Origin of the sequence: Pseudomonas simiae, from assembly GCF_000934565.1 — a bacterium.
Taxonomy (GTDB): Bacteria; Pseudomonadota; Gammaproteobacteria; order Pseudomonadales; family Pseudomonadaceae; genus Aquipseudomonas; species Aquipseudomonas simiae.
In genome coordinates, this window is sequence record NZ_CP010896.1 from 5,552,090 (window position 1) to 5,572,880 (window position 20,791).

General features: G+C 60.6%; 17 protein-coding genes and 1 tRNA gene. 14 read left to right on the forward strand and 4 right to left on the reverse strand.

What is annotated here, in order from left to right; genetic code table 11:
- Positions 1-51: 51 nt before the first annotated feature.
- Complete coding sequence (locus PF1751_RS25310) at positions 52-1,281, forward strand: multifunctional CCA addition/repair protein (protein WP_044287977.1); 1,230 nt, start codon at positions 52-54, stop codon at positions 1,279-1,281.
- Between the two features lie 24 nt (positions 1,282-1,305).
- On the opposite strand, the gene folK is transcribed toward PF1751_RS25310, so the two are convergent.
- Positions 1,306-1,824: a 2-amino-4-hydroxy-6-hydroxymethyldihydropteridine diphosphokinase gene (folK, locus tag PF1751_RS25315; protein ID WP_010206986.1), complete on the reverse strand. Its 519-nt coding sequence runs from the start codon at positions 1,822-1,824 to the stop codon at positions 1,306-1,308.
- Positions 1,815-2,168, reverse strand: a complete 354-nt coding sequence (folB, locus tag PF1751_RS25320) for a dihydroneopterin aldolase (RefSeq protein WP_010206987.1) — start codon at positions 2,166-2,168, stop codon at positions 1,815-1,817. The genes folK and folB overlap by 10 nt, the downstream gene beginning before the upstream one ends.
- A 74-nt stretch (positions 2,169-2,242) precedes the next feature.
- Here folB and plsY point away from each other — a divergent pair, with 74 nt between their 5' ends.
- Positions 2,243-2,812, forward strand: coding sequence for a glycerol-3-phosphate 1-O-acyltransferase PlsY (gene plsY / locus PF1751_RS25325; protein ID WP_044287978.1), 570 nt, complete (start codon positions 2,243-2,245; stop codon positions 2,810-2,812).
- A 32-nt stretch (positions 2,813-2,844) separates the two neighbouring features.
- Here the strand turns inward: plsY and tsaD are convergent, their stop codons facing one another.
- A complete protein-coding gene (gene tsaD / locus PF1751_RS25330) occupies positions 2,845-3,870 on the reverse strand; it encodes a tRNA (adenosine(37)-N6)-threonylcarbamoyltransferase complex transferase subunit TsaD (RefSeq protein WP_010206989.1) in 1,026 nt (341 codons plus the stop codon).
- Between the two features lie 202 nt (positions 3,871-4,072).
- On the opposite strand from tsaD, the gene rpsU reads away from it, so the two are divergent.
- The 5 genes from rpsU (at position 4,073) to PF1751_RS25355 (ending at position 12,583) form a co-directional block, all read left to right on the forward strand.
- Entirely contained in the window at positions 4,073-4,288 is a 216-nt protein-coding gene (gene rpsU / locus PF1751_RS28660) for a 30S ribosomal protein S21 (protein ID WP_002551877.1), read from the forward strand.
- A 445-nt stretch (positions 4,289-4,733) separates the two neighbouring features.
- The gene (gene dnaG / locus PF1751_RS25340) at positions 4,734-6,707 is read left to right on the forward strand and encodes a DNA primase (protein WP_044287979.1); all 1,974 of its coding nucleotides are present in this window, start codon (positions 4,734-4,736) and stop codon (positions 6,705-6,707) included.
- Between the two features lie 67 nt (positions 6,708-6,774).
- Positions 6,775-8,625: an RNA polymerase sigma factor RpoD gene (gene rpoD / locus PF1751_RS25345; RefSeq protein ID WP_010206992.1), complete on the forward strand. Its 1,851-nt coding sequence runs from the start codon at positions 6,775-6,777 to the stop codon at positions 8,623-8,625.
- Between the two features lie 121 nt (positions 8,626-8,746).
- Positions 8,747-12,490 carry an EAL domain-containing protein gene (locus PF1751_RS25350; RefSeq protein ID WP_044287980.1) on the forward strand — a complete coding sequence of 1,248 codons (3,744 nt, stop codon included), beginning with the start codon at positions 8,747-8,749 and terminating at the stop codon, positions 12,488-12,490.
- A 16-nt stretch (positions 12,491-12,506) separates the two neighbouring features.
- Positions 12,507-12,583: transfer RNA gene (locus PF1751_RS25355), tRNA-Ile, on the forward strand.
- Between the two features lie 45 nt (positions 12,584-12,628).
- On the opposite strand, the gene PF1751_RS25360 is transcribed toward PF1751_RS25355, so the two are convergent.
- Positions 12,629-13,054, reverse strand: coding sequence for a VOC family protein (locus tag PF1751_RS25360; protein WP_010206994.1), 426 nt, complete (start codon positions 13,052-13,054; stop codon positions 12,629-12,631).
- Between the two features lie 112 nt (positions 13,055-13,166).
- On the opposite strand from PF1751_RS25360, the gene PF1751_RS25365 reads away from it, so the two are divergent.
- The 7 genes from PF1751_RS25365 to pqqB all read left to right on the forward strand — a co-directional run bounded on the left by PF1751_RS25365 (position 13,167) and on the right by pqqB (position 20,781).
- Positions 13,167-14,036: a LysR family transcriptional regulator gene (locus tag PF1751_RS25365; RefSeq protein ID WP_010206996.1), complete on the forward strand. Its 870-nt coding sequence runs from the start codon at positions 13,167-13,169 to the stop codon at positions 14,034-14,036.
- Positions 14,037-14,076: 40 nt separating this feature from the next.
- On the forward strand, positions 14,077-14,523 hold the full coding sequence (locus PF1751_RS25370; RefSeq protein WP_010206997.1) for an Lrp/AsnC family transcriptional regulator: 447 nt from the start codon (positions 14,077-14,079) through the stop codon (positions 14,521-14,523).
- Positions 14,524-14,690: 167 nt separating this feature from the next.
- Positions 14,691-16,373 (forward strand): flavin monoamine oxidase family protein, encoded by a 1,683-nt coding sequence (locus tag PF1751_RS25375; RefSeq protein ID WP_029529016.1) that lies wholly within the window; start codon positions 14,691-14,693, stop codon positions 16,371-16,373.
- Between the two features lie 10 nt (positions 16,374-16,383).
- Positions 16,384-17,178 carry a carbon-nitrogen hydrolase family protein gene (locus PF1751_RS25380; protein WP_010206999.1) on the forward strand — a complete coding sequence of 265 codons (795 nt, stop codon included), beginning with the start codon at positions 16,384-16,386 and terminating at the stop codon, positions 17,176-17,178.
- Positions 17,179-17,226: 48 nt separating this feature from the next.
- Positions 17,227-19,569 carry a pyrroloquinoline quinone biosynthesis protein PqqF gene (pqqF, locus tag PF1751_RS25385; RefSeq protein WP_010207000.1) on the forward strand — a complete coding sequence of 781 codons (2,343 nt, stop codon included), beginning with the start codon at positions 17,227-17,229 and terminating at the stop codon, positions 19,567-19,569.
- A 159-nt stretch (positions 19,570-19,728) separates the two neighbouring features.
- Positions 19,729-19,803: a pyrroloquinoline quinone precursor peptide PqqA gene (pqqA, locus tag PF1751_RS28665; RefSeq protein ID WP_003194766.1), complete on the forward strand. Its 75-nt coding sequence runs from the start codon at positions 19,729-19,731 to the stop codon at positions 19,801-19,803.
- Between the two features lie 66 nt (positions 19,804-19,869).
- Positions 19,870-20,781 (forward strand): pyrroloquinoline quinone biosynthesis protein PqqB, encoded by a 912-nt coding sequence (gene pqqB, locus PF1751_RS25390; protein WP_010207003.1) that lies wholly within the window; start codon positions 19,870-19,872, stop codon positions 20,779-20,781.
- The last annotated feature ends 10 nt before the right edge of the window (positions 20,782-20,791 follow it).

Genomic DNA, 20,791 nt, shown 5'->3' on the forward strand with positions numbered 1-20,791 from the left:
TCCATTGGCCAGGCACAGGCGGTATCCTGTGCCGCTAATGGAGGCTTTTTCATGAAAATCTACAAAGTCGGCGGTGCGGTGCGGGATCGCCTCTTGGGTATCCCGGTCACCGATATCGACCGCGTTGTCGTGGGCGCGTCTGCCGAAGAGATGCTCACCAAGGGCTACAAGCCGGTGGGTGCTGACTTCCCAGTGTTCCTCGACCCCAGGAACGGCGACGAGTACGCCCTGGCCCGTACGGAACGCAAAAGCGGTCGGGGTTATGGCGGCTTTGTGTTTCACGCCAGCCCCGAGGTGACGCTGGAAGAAGACCTGATCCGCCGTGACCTGACGATCAACGCCATGGCGGAAGACGATGACGGCAACTTGACCGACCCTTACCACGGTCAGCGTGATCTTGAAGGTCGCATTCTACGCCATGTTTCTCTGGCGTTCGCCGAAGATCCTCTGCGAGTGCTGCGCGTTGCGCGCTTTGCTGCACGTTATGCGCACCTGGGTTTTACCGTTGCGCCAGAAACACTTGAACTGATGCGCCAACTCAGCGAATCCGGCGAACTGGAGGCCCTGACACCTGAGCGCAGCTGGAAAGAAATTTCCCGCGCGCTGATGGAAGACCAACCCCAAGTGTTTATTCAGGTACTGCGCGAATGCGATGCGCTGAAAACCTTGATGCCTGAGGTCGATGCACTCTTCGGCGTGCCGCAACCCGCAGCCCATCACCCGGAAATCGACACCGGCGTGCACACCTTGAGCGTGTTGGAGCAGGCCGCTCTGCACCAGCAGCCGCTGACTGTGCGCTGGGCCTGCCTGCTTCATGACCTGGGCAAGGGCACGACGCCTGTGGATAAGTTGCCGCAGCACATCGCCCATGAACACCGGGGTTTGAAACTGATCAAGGCCGTCAATGAACGCTTCAAGGTACCCAGGGATTGCCAGGAGCTTGCGTTGCTGGTGGGCGAATATCACACCCACGGTCATCGTGCGCTGGAGTTGAAAGCCTCGACATTGCTGGAGTTGCTGCACAATTTCGACGTTTACCGTCGACCGCAGCGCTTTGAGGAGTTCGTGGTTGCCTGCGAGATGGATGCACGGGGCCGCAAGGGCCTGGAGCAGAGAAGTTACCCACAGGCGGCCTACTTGCGCGGCGCAGCGAAGGCCGCGCGCGAAGTCGCCGTTGCGCCACTGCTGGAGAAAGGCTTCAAAGGCCCGGAGCTGGGCGAGGCACTTAAGCGCGAACGGCTCAAGGCATTAAAAATCTACAAGGAACATCACGTCCTCTAGGCGTCCGGCTTGTCGAGCCGTCGCCTACAGGAGATGGTTCGGCGTGAGTTGCTGGCCCTGCCACTCGAACGCGACAGGCGCCAGAAGCTGGTCAATCTGCGCGTCGCGCCACAGCTCGGCCAGGGTCTTGCCCACTTCAGGGTGGACCCGCGCCGGCGCCATCAACGACAGTGGCCACAGCACAAACGCGTTCTTCAGGATTTCCGCTCGCGGCAGAACCAATCCATCGAAATTGCCCACCAGGTCGCCATACAGCAGCACGTCGATGTCCAACGGCAGCCCCTTGCGATCCGGCGCGTAGCGGCCATTGTCGGCCTCGATGAGCTTCAATCGGCGATCCAGCTCCATCAACGGCAGATCGGTGTAAGCCGACACCACCAGGTTGAAGAACGGCCCGCTCTTGATACCCACCGGCTGGCTTTCGAACACCGCCGAGCAACGCACATCCGTCAGGAAACTCGCCAACGCGTCCAGACCGGCGCGTAGATGCCGCTCGCGCTCGATATTGCTGCCTAGGCCTAGGTAAACCTGAGTTAGCGGCATCCGCGCTCGATCTCCACACCCACACCCTTGGCAGCCGGAACGGCGCCTGGCTTGGTCAATTTGAGGTGCAACCAGGGAATCTGGAATTCACTCATCAGCACTTCGGCCAGGCGTTCGGCAAAGGTTTCCACCAACTGGTACTGGGACTTTTCGGCAAAGGCCTGGATACGCGCGGACACACTGGCGTAATCCAGCGCCAATGTCAGGTCGTCACCGGCCGCAGCCGGGCGGTTATCCCAGGCAAAGCTCAGGTCCAAGCGCAGGCACTGACGGATTCCGCGCTCCCAGTCGTAGGCCCCGATAACGGTGTCGACTTCCAGGCCTTCGATAAACACTCTGTCCAAGCACTTTTCTCCGCAGCACGACAAGGGCGCGATGCCCCGTTAGAATCAGGGCGTCCTCGCCCGGAATAGTTAGCATGTTTTGGTCACTGGCGATTATCGCCTACCTGCTCGGCTCACTGTCCTTCGCCATTTTGCTCAGCCGCCTGACGGGAAATCCCGACCCGCGAATGAGTGGCTCAGGCAATGCCGGCGCCACCAATATGTTGCGCCTGGCCGGCAAGAAACTCGCCGTTCTGACGCTGCTGGGCGACCTGTGCAAGGGTTTGTTGCCCGTGCTGATCGCCAGCCTCGCCGGCCTGACCCTGCAACAGCAGGCCTGGATCGGCGTATGTGCCGTTCTCGGCCATCTGTTTCCCCTGTACTTCCGCTTTCGCGGCGGCAAAGGCGTCGCCACGGCAGCCGGAATGTTGCTGGGGATCTACCCGCCGGCGGCTTTGCTGGCCGTGCTCGCCTGGCTGCTGACGTTCTACCTGACTCGCACCAGCTCACTCGCCGCGCTGATCGCCACCCCACTCACCCTGCCGCTACTGGCCTGGCAAGAACCGGCGGCACTGCTGCCGATGAGCGTGCTGACACTGCTGATCGTCTGGCGCCACCGGGGCAATTTACGCGACCTGTTTGCCGGGCGCGAACGGCATTTTTAAATACCGTCGATGAGCCCGGCCCACCTGCGTCGTTACAGCGGCGACAACTGCTCCATCGGCCAGCGCGCCTGCACGCTGATAGCCAGGCTTTCGTGCTGCCCCGCCTGCAAGCGCTGGCAACCGGCATAGGCGATCATCGCGCCGTTGTCGGTGCAGAACTCGGGGCGCGCGTAGAACACGTCGCCCTTCATGTCGCCGAGCATTTTTTCCAGCGAACTGCGCAAGGCCTTGTTGGCGCTGACGCCGCCTGCGATCACCAGGCGCTTCATGCCCGCCTGTTTCAGAGCGCGCTTGCACTTGATGGTCAAAGTCTCCACCACGGCCTGCTGGAACGCCAGAGCGATGTCGCAACGGGCTTGCTCACTGTCGTCTCCGGCGCTGACGCTTTGCTGCCAGGTGTTCAGCGCAGAGGTTTTCAAGCCGCTGAAGCTGAACATCAGGCCCGGGCGATCGCACATCGGCCGCGGGAAGGTGTAGCGACCGGCAACGCCTTTTTCGGCGAGACGGGCGATTTCCGGGCCGCCGGGATAATTGAGGCCCATCATCTTCGCGGTCTTGTCGAAGGCTTCACCGGCAGCGTCGTCCAGGGATTCACCCAAAAGGGTGTATTGGCCGATTCCGTCCACCTGAACCAACTGCGTATGGCCGCCGGAAACCAACAATGCGACGAACGGGAACTCTGGCGGTGTTTTTTCCAGCATCGGCGCCAATAAATGGCCTTCCATATGGTGCACGCCGAGGGCTGGAATGCCCCAGGCAAACGCCAGCGCCTGGGCGCAAGAGGCCCCAACCAGCAGGGCTCCGACCAATCCGGGGCCAGCGGTGTAGGCGATGGCGTCGATCTCGGTCGGCACGCAGCCGGCCTCATCCAACACCTGACGGATCAGGGGTAGCATGCGTTTGACGTGATCACGGCTGGCCAGCTCCGGCACCACGCCACCGTAGGCGCGGTGCAGGTCGATCTGACTGAACAGCGCATCGGCCAAGAGCCCGCGTTCACTGTCGTAAAGTGCGACACCGGTTTCGTCGCAGGAGGTTTCAAGTCCCAGTACTAGCATGGGTTTGCGCCTTGTAGAGGCTGAATTCGAAGGCGCGCATAATAGTCGCCACTCCCCCTCCCGACTAGCGGTTTTCGATCAGAGGCTTTGCATTCCGGGCAATGAGGGGTTAACATCCGCAACCCTTAAAAACCGACGACCTCAGCCGCGAATTTTTTGCGACGAGAACGTTGATCCCGGTAATGAAAGAAGGTAGCTCTGGATGCCAGCCGTCAAAGTTAAAGAGAACGAACCCTTCGACGTAGCTCTGCGTCGTTTCAAGCGCTCCTGCGAAAAAGCCGGTGTACTGGCTGAAGTTCGTAGCCGCGAATTTTACGAGAAGCCAACTTCTGAGCGTAAGCGTAAAGCAGCAGCCGCTGTTAAGCGTCACGCCAAGAAAGTTCAGCGCGAACAGCGCCGCGCCGTTCGTCTGTACTAATACACAGACGTTCGTAGCAAGCTTCTGCCAAGCCCGGCCCTCAGCCGGGCTAATGGCATTTGCGGATATCGCTTGATGCTTCACTGTTGACGTCGCACACGCGACCGATACAACTGCTTCACACGTCAGGACTGGCTCTTTTGCCAGCGGTGCACGTCTCTTCTGACGAGCCTATCAAGGCTACTGACGAGCACACTTATTTTTCAAGCAGACGATCAACTGTATCGACTGTGCCCGACAATGAGCTTCCGAGGCCGCCATTGGCCAAGACCGGATGCCGGGGCAACATTTCCATGCCAAAAACCTGATTGAAACTAACGTCAGTGAATGAACGGCAGATACACTTCCTGAATGCCCAAGCAGACACCTGATGATCGAGCCGCGCAATGCGTGCGCTTGAACAATCAATGGGCCCTCATTGACACGCAGTGATGACGAGAACGCCATGGCCGGGCTGATTCCCCAGAGCTTTATTGACGACCTTCTGAACCGCACCGACATCGTCGATGTTGTCAGCTCGCGCGTGCAACTGAAAAAAGCTGGCAAGAACTACACCGCCTGCTGCCCGTTCCATAAAGAGAAGACCCCGTCGTTCAGTGTCAGCCCCGACAAGCAGTTCTATTACTGCTTCGGCTGCGGCGCAGGCGGCAACGCCTTGGGTTTTCTCATGGACCACGACAACCTGGACTTCCCCCAGGCTATCGAGGACCTGGCCAAAGCCGCTGGCATGGAAGTCCCACGCGAGGAAAGCAGCCGTCCGCACAAGCCGCGCCAACCCACCGATTCGCCGCTGTACCCGCTGCTGACGGCCGCTGCCGACTTTTACCGTCAGGCGCTTAAAAGCCATCCGCAGCGCAAGGCCGCCGTCGACTACCTGAAAGGTCGCGGCCTCACGGGTGAGATCGCCCGCGACTTCGGCCTGGGGTTCGCGCCGCCCGGCTGGGACAACCTGTACAAGCACTTGAGCAGCGACACTCTCCAACAAAAGGCCATGATCGACGCCGGCCTGCTGGTGGAGAACGCCGAGACCGGCAAACGCTATGACCGCTTCCGCGATCGCGTCATGTTCCCGATCCGCGACAGCCGGGGTCGGATCATCGCCTTTGGTGGCCGCGTGCTGGGGGACGACAAGCCCAAGTACCTGAACTCCCCGGAAACCCCGGTTTTTCATAAGGGCCAGGAACTCTATGGCCTGTTCGAAGCGCGCAAGCACAACCGCAACCTCGATGAGATTATCGTGGTTGAAGGTTATATGGACGTCATCGCGCTCGCCCAACAAGGCTTGCGCAACGCGGTCGCCACCCTGGGCACCGCCACCAGCGAAGAACACATGAAACGCCTGTTTCGCGTGGTGCCCAGCGTGTTGTTCTGCTTCGACGGCGACCAGGCCGGCCGCAATGCAGCCTGGCGCGCACTCGAAGCCACGCTGTCGAGCCTGCAGGACGGGCGTCGCGCACGCTTCCTGTTCCTGCCCGAAGGCGAAGACCCGGACACCCTGGTGCGCTCCGAAGGCACCGACGCGTTCCGCGCGCGCATCAACCAGCATGCACAGCCGCTGGCGGACTACTTCTTCCAGCAACTGACCGAAGAAGCCGACCCACGCTCCCTCGAAGGCAAGGCCCACATGGCCACCCTTGCGGCGCCGCTGATCGACAAAGTCCCCGGCGCCAACCTGAAGTCATTGATGCGCATGCGCCTGCAGGAAATCACCGGGTTAAGCGGCGAAGCCGTCAGCCAGCTGGTGCACAACACGCCGCATGATGCGCCGCCACCGGCCTATGACCCAGGCATGGATTACGACGCCATGCCGGACTATTCCGACTTCCATCAACCTCAGGAGGCCTACGCCCCCCAGCAGGAGTGGACACCGAAAAAGTCCGGCAACGACGGCAAGAAATGGGAAAAGAAACCCTGGAGCAAGAACGGCAAGCGCGGTGATCGCGATGAGGCGTATGCCCCGCGGACGCCTGTCGCCGTAGAAGCGCCAACGCTCATTGCCCTGCGCACGCTCATCCACCATCCGCAACTGGCGGAAAAGGTCGAGAGCGCCGATCACTTTGCCAACGCGAGCAACACTTACGCCCAGGTACTGACCGCCTTGATCGAGGCGGTACAGAAAAATCCTAAGCTAAACTCAATTCAGTTGATGGCGCGCTGGCACGGCACCGAACAGGGCCGACTGTTGAAAGCCCTTGCGGAAAAGGAGTGGCTAATTGACGGCGATAACCTTGAACAACAGTTTTTAGACACCATTACTAGGTTATCCGCGGGCCAGCATACGCAGACCCTCGATGAACTGATCAAGAAAGCAAGGCAGCCGGGATTATCGGCTGAAGAGCAAATTCAGATAGCAAAACAGATGCGCGACCTCTTAAAACAGAATGTTTCCGCATCAAACCCGACCTCAGCTGGCGTGTGAGGTCATAGCTCGGGTATAATCCTCGGCTTGTTTTTTGCCCGCCAAGACCTTCAGTGGATAGGGTGTTATGTCCGGAAAAGCGCAACAGCAGTCTCGTATCAAAGAGTTGATCGTTCTCGGTCGTGAGCAGGGTTACCTGACTTACGCGGAGGTCAACGACCACCTGCCTGAGGATATTTCAGATCCAGAGCAGGTGGAAGACATCATCCGCATGATTAACGACATGGGGATCAACGTATTCGAAGCTGCGCCAGATAAGGATTCCCTTATGCTGGCGGACGCCGATACCGACGAGGCTGCCGCTGAAGAAGCTGCTGCCGCGCTGGCCGCTGTGGAGACCGATATCGGTCGTACCACCGACCCTGTGCGCATGTATATGCGTGAAATGGGTACCGTCGAGCTGCTGACACGCGAAGGCGAAATCGAAATCGCCAAGCGTATCGAAGAGGGTATCCGTGAAGTGATGGGCGCAATTGCGCACTTCCCTGGCACGGTTGACCACATTCTCTCCGAGTACACCCGCGTCACCACCGAAGGTGGCCGCCTGTCTGACGTCCTGAGTGGCTACATCGATCCGGACGACGGCATCGCGCCGCCTGCCGCCGAAGTGCCGCCGCCTGTTGATGCCAAGGCTGCGAAAGCGGACGACGACACCGAAGACGACGACGCTGAAGCCAGCGGCGACGATGAAGATGAAGTTGAAAGCGGTCCAGACCCGATCATCGCTGCCCAGCGTTTCGGTGCGGTTTCCGATCAAATGGAAATCACCCGCAAGGCCCTGAAAAAGCACGGTCGTGCCAACAAGCAGGCGATTGCCGAGCTGGTGGCCCTGGCTGAGCTGTTCATGCCGATCAAGCTGGTGCCGAAGCAATTCGAAGGCCTGGTTGAGCGTGTCCGCAGCGCCCTGGAGCGTCTGCGTGCCCAAGAACGCGCAATCATGCAGCTGTGTGTGCGTGATGCCCGTATGCCGCGTGCCGACTTCCTGCGCCAGTTCCCGGGCAACGAAGTAGATGAAAGCTGGACCGACGCACTGGCCAAGGGCAAGGCGAAATACGCCGAAGCCATTGGTCGCCTGCAACCGGACATCATCCGTTGCCAGCAGAAGCTGACCGCGCTTGAGACCGAAACCGGTCTGACGATTGCCGAGATCAAGGACATCAACCGTCGCATGTCGATCGGTGAGGCCAAGGCCCGCCGCGCGAAGAAAGAGATGGTTGAAGCGAACTTGCGTCTGGTGATCTCCATCGCCAAGAAGTACACCAACCGTGGCCTGCAATTCCTCGACCTGATCCAGGAAGGCAACATCGGCTTGATGAAGGCTGTGGACAAGTTCGAATACCGTCGCGGCTACAAGTTCTCGACTTATGCCACCTGGTGGATCCGTCAGGCGATCACTCGCTCGATCGCCGACCAGGCCCGCACCATCCGTATTCCGGTGCACATGATCGAGACGATCAACAAGCTCAACCGTATTTCCCGGCAGATGTTGCAGGAAATGGGTCGCGAACCGACCCCGGAAGAGCTGGGCGAACGCATGGAAATGCCTGAGGATAAAATCCGCAAGGTGTTGAAGATCGCTAAAGAGCCGATCTCCATGGAAACCCCGATTGGTGATGACGAAGACTCCCATCTGGGTGACTTCATCGAAGACTCGACCATGCAGTCGCCAATCGATGTCGCCACCGTTGAGAGCTTGAAAGAAGCGACTCGCGACGTACTGTCCGGCCTCACTGCCCGTGAAGCCAAGGTACTGCGCATGCGTTTCGGCATCGACATGAATACCGACCACACCCTTGAGGAAGTCGGTAAGCAGTTTGACGTGACGCGTGAGCGGATCCGTCAGATCGAAGCCAAGGCGTTGCGCAAGTTGCGCCACCCGACGCGAAGCGAGCATCTGCGCTCCTTCCTCGACGAGTGATACCAGAACCCCCGGCCCAGGCCGGGGGTTTTGCTTTCTACAGATAAAATCCCAAGCAACACCCCTCCCTCGCAATGCCCGTCTACACTCGAAATATTCCCCGTGCCATAACGAGACCGTTATGCCCAGACTGCCGGCCGTGTTACTGCTGTCGCTGCTGACCTGGACCGCAACGGCTGGCGCGTTGACTCTTAGCGATGATGAGCGTGGCTGGCTGGCGGACCATCAGGAGTTGCGCTTGGGGGTGGATGCGTCGTGGCCACCCTTTGAATACCGTGACGACGAGGGCCGCTACCAAGGTTTGGCGGCCGACTACGTGCGCCTGATCCAGGACCGCCTGGGCGTGCGCGTCAAGCTGATCGAGCCGGAGAACTGGAGCGCCGTGCTGGAGCAGGCCCGCAACAACCAGCTCGACCTGCTGCCCGGCATCATGTCCACACCCGAGCGCCAGGGCTACATGGCATTCACTCGCCCGTACCTGGACTTCCCCATCGTCATCCTGGCCCATGAAGGCGGCGCCAAACCGCGCACCCTGAAGGACCTCTACGGCTTGAAGATTGCCGTGGTAGAAAACTACGCCCCTCATGAACTGCTGCGCACCCATCATCCCGACCTCAACCTGGTGGCCATGCCGAACGTCAGCTCGACGCTGCAGGCCCTGGCCACCGATGAAGTGGATGCGGTGGTCGGCGACCTCGCCTCAAGCGTCTGGAGCCTTCGCCAACTCAAGCTCGACGGCTTGTACGTCAGCGGCGAAACCCCCTACCGTTACCAATTGGCGATGGGCGTACCGCGCGACAACAAAATGCTCGTGGGCATCCTCGACAAGGTGCTGGCTGACCTCAGCCCGGAAGAAACCGACGCGATCCAGCAACATTGGGTCGGCAGCGTTACCGACCATCGCACGTTCTGGAAGGACCTGCTGATCTATGGCCTGCCCGCCGTGCTGTTATTGAGCACCGTATTGGCCGTGGTGATTCGGATCAATCGCCGGCTCAGTTCGGAAATTGCCCGCCGCGTCGCCCTCGAACAGGAACTGCGCAGCAGCGAATACCACTATCGCGGCCTGGTGGAGAGCCTGTCCGCCATCGCCTGGGAAGCCAGTGTCGCCGACTTCACCTACAGCTACGTGTCACCGCATGCCGAGGAATTACTCGGTTATCCCCGCGCGCACTGGCTGATTCCGGGCTTCTGGCGCAACATCATTCACCCCGCCGACCTGACGCGCGCCGAAGCCTATTGCTACCGTGAAACCCGCGCTAACCGCGATCACAGCATCGATTACCGCGTGATCACCGCCGACGGCCGTTGCCTGTGGGTGCGTGACATCGTCAGCCTGATAGAACACGGGCATGAGCCGGTACTGCGCGGCCTGATGATCGATATCAGCGAGGCCAAGCGCACCGAGGAAGCCTTGCAGCTGTCCGAGCAGAAATTCGCCTCGGTGTTCCAGCAATGCCCGGACATGTTGGTGATTGCTCGTCTCTCCGATGGCTGCCTGCTGGAGGTCAACAAGGCATTCGAAGACCAAATAGGCCTGAAGGCCGAACACGTGGTGGGTAAAACCGCCACCGAACTGAATATCTGGGGCATTCAGGGCGTGGGGCCGGACCTGCTGCAACGGGTGCAGACCACCAGCATTCGCAACCTGGAAATGCCCTTTCTGCGCAGCAATGGCCAAGCCTTCACCGGGTTGATCTCCGCCGAACCGTTTCAACTCGACACCATTGAAGCCATTGTGGTGGTGGTGCGCGACATCACCCAGCTCAAGGAAACCCAGCAACAACTGCAGACCTCCGAAGAGAAATTCGCCAAGGCCTTTCACGCCTCCCCTGACGGTTTGCTGCTGAGCCGACAGCGCGATGGTCTGCTGATTGAAGTGAACGACGGTTTCAGCCGAATCACTGGTTTCACCAGCGCCACGTCCCTCGACCAATCGACCTTGGACCTGGGCATCTGGGTCGACCTCAACGAACGCAAACACATGCTGGAGCTGATGCAGCGCGATGGCTTTGTGCGCGACTTCATCTGCCATATACGCCGCAGCGATGGCCAGATCCGCCTGTGCGAGTTATCCAGCCGCCCGCTGCCTATCGGCGACGACGATTGCATGCTGACCATCGCGCGAGACATCACCGAACGCCAACTGATGCAGGAAAAACTGCAACAAGCTGCCACCGTGTTCGAGAGCACGGCCGAAGGTGTATTGATCACCGACACCCGGCAGAACATCAGTGCCGTCAACCGTGCCTTCAGTGAAATCACCGGCTACAGCGAGGCCGAAGCCCTCGGCAACACCCCCCGCTTACTCGCTTCCGGGCTGCATGACAGCGCATTTTATGCGGCGATGTGGCACCAATTGACCGCCCAAGGGCACTGGCAGGGCGAGATCTCCAACCGTCGCAAGAACGGTGAGCTTTACCCCAGTTGGCTGACCATCAGCGCCGTGCGCAACCGCGAGCAGTTGATCACACACTTCGTCGCGGTGTTTGCCGACATCTCCAGCCTCAAACTTGCCCAGGCGCGCCTCGACTACCAGGCGCATCACGACCCCTTGACCGGCCTGCCCAACCGCACACTCTTCGAAAGCCGGCTGCAAGCGGCCCTCAACGGCCATCAGGAAACCGGTCAACAAGGCGCCGTACTGTTTCTCGACCTGGACCGCTTCAAACACATCAACGACAGCCTCGGCCACCCGATCGGCGACCTGCTGCTCAAAGACATCGCCGTGCGCCTCAAGGAGCAGTTGCGAGACATCGACACCGTCGCCCGCCTGGGCGGCGACGAGTTCATCATCCTGCTCCCCGGCTTGCAGCACGCCAGCGACGCCCAGTACCTGGCCAACAAACTGCTGGCCTGCTTCACACCACCGTTCCAGGCGGGTGAGCATGAGTTCTTTATCAGCGCGAGCATCGGCACCAGCCTATACCCGGAGGACGGCACCGACGTCGCCACGCTGGTCAAGAACGCCGACGCCGCGATGTACCGCTCCAAGGCCAAGGGGCGCAACCGGGTTGAAAGCTATACTCGCGACCTCACCGCCCAGGCCAACGAACGCGTGGCACTCGAACACGAACTGCGCCGCGCCATCGAGCGCGATGAGCTGAGCCTCTACTACCAGCCCAAACTGAGCCTCGCGACCCATGAACTGATCGGTGCCGAAGCGCTGATCCGCTGGCATCACCCCACGTTTGGCGACGTACCGCCCGAACACTTTATTGCCCTCGCCGAAGAGAATGGCATGATCCTGCAGATTGGCGACTGGGTGCTGGAACAGGCCTGCCGGCAAATGCACGCCTGGCAAGGCCACTTCGACGATTTCGGCCCGCTGTCGGTCAACCTGGCCGGCGCACAATTGCGCCACCCCGGCTTATTGGGCCGTATCAAACAGCTGCTGCATGACTACCAGCTCGATCCCGGCCGCCTGCAACTGGAAATCACCGAAAACTTCATCATGAGCCAGGCCGAAGAAGCGCTGGATGTCCTGCACCAGCTCAAAGACCTCGGCGTACAGCTCGCCATTGACGACTTTGGCACCGGCTATTCATCCCTCAGCTACCTCAAACGCCTGCCGCTGGACTTCCTCAAGATCGACCAATCCTTCGTCCGCGGCCTGCCCGACGACCCCCACGACGCCGCCATCGTGCGCGCCATCATCGCCTTGGGCCACAGCATGCAATTCACCATCATCGCCGAAGGCGTGGAGAACCCCGCACAGCAAGCCTTCCTGGCTGCCGAAGGCTGCGAACAGATGCAAGGCTACATCGTCAGCCTGCCGCTACCGCCGGCGCTTTTTGCCGCGACGTTTCTTCGTATGAGGATTGAGGACTTTTCGGATGGCACAGCGGAGAAACCATCGTTATAATCCGCGACCTGTTACAGGGCCTATAGCTCAGTTGGTCAGAGCAGAGGACTCATAATCCTTTGGTCCACGGTTCAAGTCCGTGTGGGCCCACCAAACAAGAAAGCCGCGCATTGCGCGGCTTTTGTGTGTCTGGCAGCCTCACTTCGCAAACAACTGCCCGATGTCCCTGAATGCCTTGAACTCCAGTGCGTTCCCGCAGGGGTCAAACAGAAACAACGTCGCCTGCTCCCCCACTTGGCCCTTGAAACGAATGTGCGGTTCCAGCACGAACCGGGTTTGCTGCGCCTGCAGGCGCTCCGCCAACGCCTGCCACTCTTCCCAGCCCAGTACCACGCCGAAATGCGGCACGGGCACGTTGTGGCCGTCGACTGCGTTGGTGTGGGCGGATTCCTGTGAGGCGGTTTTCGGGTGTTCGTGAATGACCAACTGATGCCCGAAGAAGTTGAAGTCGACCCAGTGTTCGCTGGAACGCCCCTCTTCAAGGCCAAAGACTTGACCGTAGAAATGCCGCGCAGCGGCGAGGTCATAGACCGGAATTGCCAGGTGAAAAGGTGCGAGTGTCATCAGGTCAAACCTCTGTGGGTATTAAGTGCCCCGAGTTTAGCCTTGCTCCTGACGATGAAAAGACGATAGTTTTTGCGCCGAGCTCAAATTATTTTGATCAATCGAGACGCCCATGTTGCGCGAATTGAAGACCTTTATTGCGGTAACCCGTCACGGCACGTTCGCGGCGGCAGGCATGCATATCGGGCTGACGCAGTCGGCGGTCAGTGCGCAGATTCGTCAACTGGAACAGACGCTCGGCGTGCAGTTGTTCGACCGTACCGGGCGCCAGGCCACGTTGAATGCGGCCGGTTTGCGCGCCTTGCCGTTGGCCAGGGAGATCCTGGAAACCTTCAATCGCATGGCCGTGCCGGTGGGTGCCAACGAGTACCGAGGCGAGCTGAAAGTGGGCGCCATCACCACCGCGCAAACCGGTCTGCTGCCCCAGGCACTGGTGCGTTTGCGCCAGGCGGCGCCGACGGTGGAGTGCAAACTGATACCCGGTGTGTCCCTGGAGCTGTTGAGTCGGGTGGACGCCGGCGAATTGGATTCGGCCATCATCATTCGTCCGCCCTTTGATTTGCCCAAGGAGTTGCACGTACAGGTCCTGCGCAAGGAGCCGTTTGTACTGGTCGTGCCTCATGCGCTGACGGGCGATGACCCTTTGCACGTGCTCGCGACACAGCCCCATGTACGTTACGACCGTGCTTCGTTTGGCGGACGGTTGGTCAGCCGCTTCCTGCGTGAACAGAAGCTGGATGTACAGATGGCGCTGGAGTTGGATGAGCTGGAAGCCATCGTCAAGATGGTCGAGTGTGGCCTGGGCGTGTCGTTGATTCCTCAGGCGGGGTTGTGGCTGGAGCGCTCGCCCAAGGTGCGAATCATCCCATTGGGCGGCCTGACGTTTTACCGCGAAATCATCCTGCTCAGTCGCCACAGCCAACAGCATCTCCCCGTGCCGCAACTGTTTACCCGCTGCCTCCTCGCCGACGCCAGCCTGTAAGATGCCAGCACATTGCCCCCCCCGTATCGGAGCCCTCGCCTTGCCCGCCCTAGACGAAATTGATCGCCAACTGATCGCCGCCCTGCAGATCAACGCCCGCGAAAGTGTGGCCATGCTCGCCCGGCAGTTGGGCATCGCACGCACCACGGTGACGTCGCGCCTGGCACGCCTGGAGAAAACCCAGGTGATCACCGGTTATGGCGTGCGCCTCGGGCAGCGTGTCGTCGATGGTGGTTTGCAGGCTTACGTCGGGATCACCGTGCAAGCGCGCTCGGGCAAGGAAGTGCTGCGTAGGTTGAGTGCGATGGCCCAGGTGCAACAGTTGTGCGCGGTGAGTGGTGAGTTCGATTACGTCGCTTGGCTGCGCACGGATTCGCCCGAGCAGTTGGACCAATTGCTGGACCAGATCGGCAGTGTGGATGGGGTGGAGAAAACCACAACGTCGATCATCCTCAGTAACAAATTGGATCGCGGACAGCCAATCTGATCAACAGGTTCGTCATTCTGACTAAAAACAGATCAATCCGACGACACTTTGCGCCTTATTAACGAACGCCACGCTCCCTAAACTGGCTGCCATCTTTTCCTATACTCAGCGGGTCACGCCCGCCAGGTCGCCAGTAAGGGTCAGCCATGAGCATTCCGTCCAGCACCATCAGCAAGACCAATCGCCACCCCGCCGACGGCAAGAAACCCATCACCATCTTTGGTCCGGACTTTCCGTTTGCCTTTGATGACTGGATCGAACACCCCGCAGGCCTGGGCAGCATCCCCACCGCCAACCACGGTGCCGAAGTGGCGATTGTCGGCGCCGGGATCGCGGGCCTGGTGGCCGCCTACGAGCTGATGAAACTGGGCCTCAAGCCGGTGGTGTACGAAGCCTCTAAAATGGGCGGTCGCCTGCGCTCCCAAGCCTTCGAAGGGGCCGAAGGCATCATCGCCGAGCTGGGTGGCATGCGCTTTCCGGTGTCGTCCACCGCGTTCTATCACTATGTCGACAAGCTGGGGCTGGAAACCAAACCCTTCCCCAACCCACTGACGCCGGCGTCCGGCAGTACGGTCATTGACCTTGAAGGCCAGACCCACTACGCGCAAAAACTCTCCGACTTGCCGGTCCTGTTCCAGGAAGTGGCGGACGCCTGGGCCGACGCCCTGGAAGCGGGTTCGCAGTTCGGCGATATCCAGCAAGCCATCCGCGACCGCGACGTGCCGCGCCTCAAGGAGCTGTGGAACAAGCTGGTGCCACTGTGGGATGACCGCACCTTCTACGACTTTGTCGCCACCTCCAAGGCCTTCGCCAAGTTGTCCTTCCATCACCGCGAAGTGTTCGGCCAGGTCGGCTTTGGCACCGGCGGCTGGGACTCGGACTTCCCCAACTCGATGCTGGAAATCTTCCGCGTGGTAATGACCAACTGCGATGACCACCAACACCTGGTGGTCGGCGGCGTGGCACAGGTGCCGATGGGCATCTGGCGCCATGTACCGGAGCGTTGCGCCCACTGGCCGGCGGGCACCAGCCTGAGTTCGCTGCACCGCGGTGCGCCAAGGGCAGGGGTGAAACGCATTGCCCATGCCGCGGATGGTCGTTTCGCCGTCACCGACAACTATGGCGACACTCGCGAATACGCTGCTGTACTGACCACCTGCCAAAGCTGGCTGCTGACCACCCAGATCGAATGCGACGAAACCCTGTTCTCGCAAAAGATGTGGATGGCCCTGGACCGCACGCGCTACATGCAATCGTCGAAAACCTTCGTGATGGTCGACCGCCCGTTCTGGAAAGACAAAGACCCGGAGACCGGCCGTGACCTGATGAGCATGACCCTCACCGATCGCCTGACCCGTGGCACGTATCTGTTCGATAACGGCGACGACAAGCCGGGTGTGATCTGCCTGTCGTACTCGTGGATGAGCGACGCCCTGAAAATGCTGCCGCAGCCCATCGACAAGCGCGTAAAACTGGCCCTCGACGCCCTGAAAAAGATCTACCCGAAAGTCGATATCAAGGCGCGCATCATCGGCGACCCGATCACCGTGTCATGGGAAGCCGACCCGCATTTCCTCGGTGCCTTCAAAGGCGCGCTGCCGGGCCACTATCGCTACAACCAACGCATGTATGCACACTTCATGCAGAAGGACATGCCCGCCGAGCAACGTGGGATCTTTATAGCCGGTGATGATGTGTCCTGGACGCCTGCCTGGGTCGAAGGCGCCGTGCAAACCTCGCTGAACGCGGTGTGGGGCATCATGACCCACTTCGGTGGCAGCACTCACCCGGAGAACCCAGGACCGGGTGACGTATTCGATGAAATCGGGCCGATCGCCCTGGCCGATTAAGGAGTTGAACATGCGCGTCGCCCTGTACCAATGCCCACCGCAGCCGCTGGATGTAAGCGGCAACCTCAAGCGCCTGCACGCTTTGGCGCATGAGGCCTCCAGTGCCGATGTGCTGGTGCTGCCGGAGATGTTTCTCACCGGCTACAACATCGGCGCCGAGGCCGTTGGCGCGCTGGCCGAGGCGCAGGATGGGCCGTCGGCACAGGCGATTGCCGAACTGGCCAAAAGCGCCGGTCTGGCAATTCTGTACGGTTACCCGGAACGGGCCGAGGATGGCCAGATCTACAACGCCGTGCAGTTGATCGACGCCCACGGCCAGTGCCGGTGCAACTACCGCAAGACCCATCTGTTTGGCGACCTGGACCACTCGATGTTCAGCGCCGGCGAGGATAATTTCCCTCTGGTGGAGCTCAACGGCTGGACGCTTGGTTTTCTGATCTGTTACGACCTGGAGTTCCCGGAAAACACCCGGCGCCTAGCCCTGGCCGGTGCCGAACTGATCCTGGTGCCCACCGCCAACATGGTGCCGTTCGACTTTGTCGCCGACGTCACCGTGCGGGCGCGGGCCTTCGAAAACCAGTGTTATGTGGCCTACGCCAATTACTGTGGGCGTGAAGGCGAGATCCAGTACTGCGGGCAAAGCAGCATCGCCGCACCGAATGGCCAGCGCATTGCCCAGGCGGGTCTGGATGAAGCCTTGATCGTCGGGGAGCTGGATCGCCAGTCGATCCTCGACGCCCGCGCCGCCAATCACTACTTGCAGGACCGTCGCCCCGAGTTGTACGGGGCGCTGCACAAGCCCTGATCCAGTCGGTTTGCTAACATGGGCACATTCTACGTTTCGGAAGTGCCCATGCCTGCGCCGGCCCACCCTCATCCCCTTCAACTGACCCTGGCCAATGGCCTGCAGGTTGCCTTGCAGCATGCGCCGCGTTTGAAACGTTGCGCCGCCGTTTTGCGCGTAGCGGCAGGCAGCCATGATGTGCCACTGGCTTGGCCGGGGTTGGCGCATTTCCTGGAGCATTTGCTGTTCCTCGGCACAGAGCGCTTTCCCACGAGTGAAGGGTTGATGGCCTACGTGCAACGCCATGGCGGTCAGGTCAATGCCAGCACCCGCGAGCGCACCACGGATTTTTTCTTTGAATTGCCGGTTGCAACATTTGCCGGTGGGTTGGAGCGCTTGGGTGACATGCTCACCCACCCGCGCCTGGCCCTGGAGGATCAATTGCGCGAGCGCGAGGTAGTGCACGCGGAATTCGTCGCCTGGTCCCAGGATGCCAAGGCTCAGCAGCAGGTCGCGTTGCTTGAAGGACTGGCGGCGGATCATCCACTGCGGGGTTTCCATGCAGGCAACCGCGACAGCTTGCCGGTAGAACGTGAGGCATTTCAGCAGGCGTTGCGCGAATTTCACGCGCAGTTCTATCAGAGCGGACAGATGACCTTGAGCCTGGCGGGCCCGCAATCACTGGAGGCGCTGCAAGGCCTGGCACAGTCGTTCAGTGAACAGCTGACTTCTGGGCCTCTGCGCCCACAATCCGCCCCACCGGCATTGATGCCGGGCCAGGCGCGGGGCTATCAGCACATCGCCAATCATCACCTGCATCACGTCATTACCTGCGACGCGCCCCGGCCAGCGCTGGAGTTTCTTTGCACTTGGCTTAACACCTCGGCGCCCGGCGGATTGCTGGCTGAACTGAAGACGCGACAACTGGCCAGTGCACTGCAGGCGTCAGTGCTTTATGACTACGCTGGGCAGGCTGTGCTGGATATCGACTTCACCACCCGAGGCGAATCGGCTAGCCAAATAGAGGCATTGCTGCTCGACTGGCTGAGCTTTTTCGCACACAGCGACTGGACTTCACTGCGGGAAGAATTCGCACTGTTGGCCGCTCGGCAACGGCAGGTCCAAGGCGCCCTGGCATTGGCAAAAAACCACAGCCAGGATCTCTCGGAACAGAGTGTGGCCGCCCTCAAGACCCTACTGGATTCACTGCACCTACCGCCCTCCGGACACACGTGGCAACTGCCACCGAACAACCCATTCCTGCGCCCTCCGATCAAGGAAGAACGCGCCGGCCTGATTCGCGGCCAGACCAGCGCCCACCGAGGCTTACGCACCTTTGCCCAGGATCGTTCCCGTGGCCGCAAGGAAGTGTCGGCGCTGACATTCAGTCAAGCATTGGCAGACGACGGCGACGAAGGCGCGCTGTATCTGCAATGGCGGTCAGCGCCTTGCGGCCTTGAAAGTGCTTTGCAGCCGTTGCGTGAGAATGCCCGTCAGGCAGGCGTCGAATTGTCATTCGAAAACCTGGGGCAGGACGGGCTGGTGAAGATGGTCGGGCTGCAGGAGCCCATGCCAGCCGTGTTGGACCGGTTGGCGCAAAGCCTGAATCAACCGCAGGAAGCTCAACCCGTCTTGCCACAGATGATTGCCATCCGTGAATTGCTCAAGGCGCTGCCCGCTTGCTGCAACGGTCACAACGCTGAATCGACAGCCTGGGCCACCGCACGTTGGCAAGGCCTGGGCCTGGGCTTTTCCGCCGCCCATGAAGCCGCGATCAAAACCGCAGCGGCCCGGCTGCCAGGGCAACCCGCGCGGCTTGATCAAGCACGTCCTTCCCTCAGCGGTCAGCGCCTATGGCACACGCTAAAAACCGACTCGGACGAAGCTGCACTGCTGCTGTTTTGCCAGGCGCCAAGCCAGTCCCTGGCGGATGAAGCCGCATGGCGACTGCTGGGCCATCTGGTCCAAGGGCCGTTCTACCAGCGCCTGCGCGTCGAGCTGCAAATCGGCTACGCCGTGTTCAGCGGCATCCGACAGATAAGCGGCCAGACCGGCCTGCTATTCGGCGTGCAATCCCCCAGCGTGTCCCTGGAGGGCATCGCTGATCACCTGCAAGCCTTCCTCCAACAACTGCCGGCACTGATCGATAGCAGCGACGACCTGGGCAACCTGGCCCTGGCACAGCAGTTCTCAGCACAGACACTGCCCAACGCCCAAGCCGCCGAACTGCTGTGGCACGCCCATCTGGCAGGTCATCCGTCGGGTTATCTGGATCAACTGCAATCCCACATCCAAGCCTGTACCCGCGAAGCGTTGCAGCTCGCCGCCCAGCAATTGAACGACGCCACAGGCGGCTGGCGCTGCGTGGCCAACGGCCCGTGCAGCTCGGCTACCTGGCAAGCGGCAGGCTGATCATTGCCGCCCCTGCAAAAGGCTTTTTCCATCAAGACAGCGCTAACTTGAAAAGAATTGCGTAACATTCCCACGCACACATCTGAACATCTCCGATTGGAGGTGGACTATATGTATTACTTGGTAGTAAACGTCCCATCCCTTCGTAGGAGTAAGAATATGACCTGGTCCAAACCTGCTTACACTGATCTGCGCATCGGTTTCGAAGTCACCATGTACTTCGCCAGCCGTTAATCCGCTGGGTAATACAACGCCTCGGTTCGCCCGGGGCGTTTTTGTTTTGAGCTTGATGGAGCTGCCATGTTTGTCCAGATTCTAGGTTCCGCCGCCGGCGGTGGTTTCCCGCAGTGGAACTGCAACTGCGTGAACTGCGCGGGTTTTCGTGATGGCAGCCTGCGGGCCCAGGCGCGTACCCAGTCGTCCATCGCGATCTCCGACGATGGTGTGAACTGGGTGCTGTGCAATGCCTCGCCGGATATCCGTGCGCAACTCCAGGGCTTTGCACCGATGCAACCTGGCCGCGCCCTGCGCGACACCGGCATCAGCGCGATCATCCTGATGGACAGCCAGATCGACCACACCACCGGCCTGCTGAGCCTGCGTGAAGGTTGCCCGCACCAGGTGTGGTGCACCGACATGGTCCATGAAGACCTGAGCACCGGCTTCCCGCTGTTCACTATGCTCACCCACTGGAACGGCGGTCTGGCCTGGAACCGCATCGAGCTGGACGCCAGCTTCACCATCCCGGCCTGCCCGAACCTGCGCTTCACCCCGCTGCCACTGCGCAGTGCCGCGCCGCCCTACTCGCCGCACCGCTTCGACCCGCACCCCGGCGACAACATCGGCCTGATCGTCGAAGACCTGCGCACCGGCGGCAAACTGTTCTACGCGCCAGGGCTGGGCAAGGTCGACGCGCCGTTGCTGGAGATCATGGCCGGCAGCGACTGCCTGCTGGTGGACGGCACAATGTGGGATGACGACGAAATGCAGCGCCGTGGCGTCGGCACCCGCACCGGCCGCGAGATGGGCCACCTGGCGCAGAACGGCCCCGGCGGCATGCTGGAAGTGCTGGAGCAATTGCCAAAACAGCGCAAAGTGCTTATTCACATCAACAACACCAACCCGATCCTTGATGAAGACTCCCCCGAGCGAGCGGAGCTGGTGCGGCGCAATGTCGAAGTGGCTTACGACGGCATGAGCATTGAACTGTAGGAGCGATCGA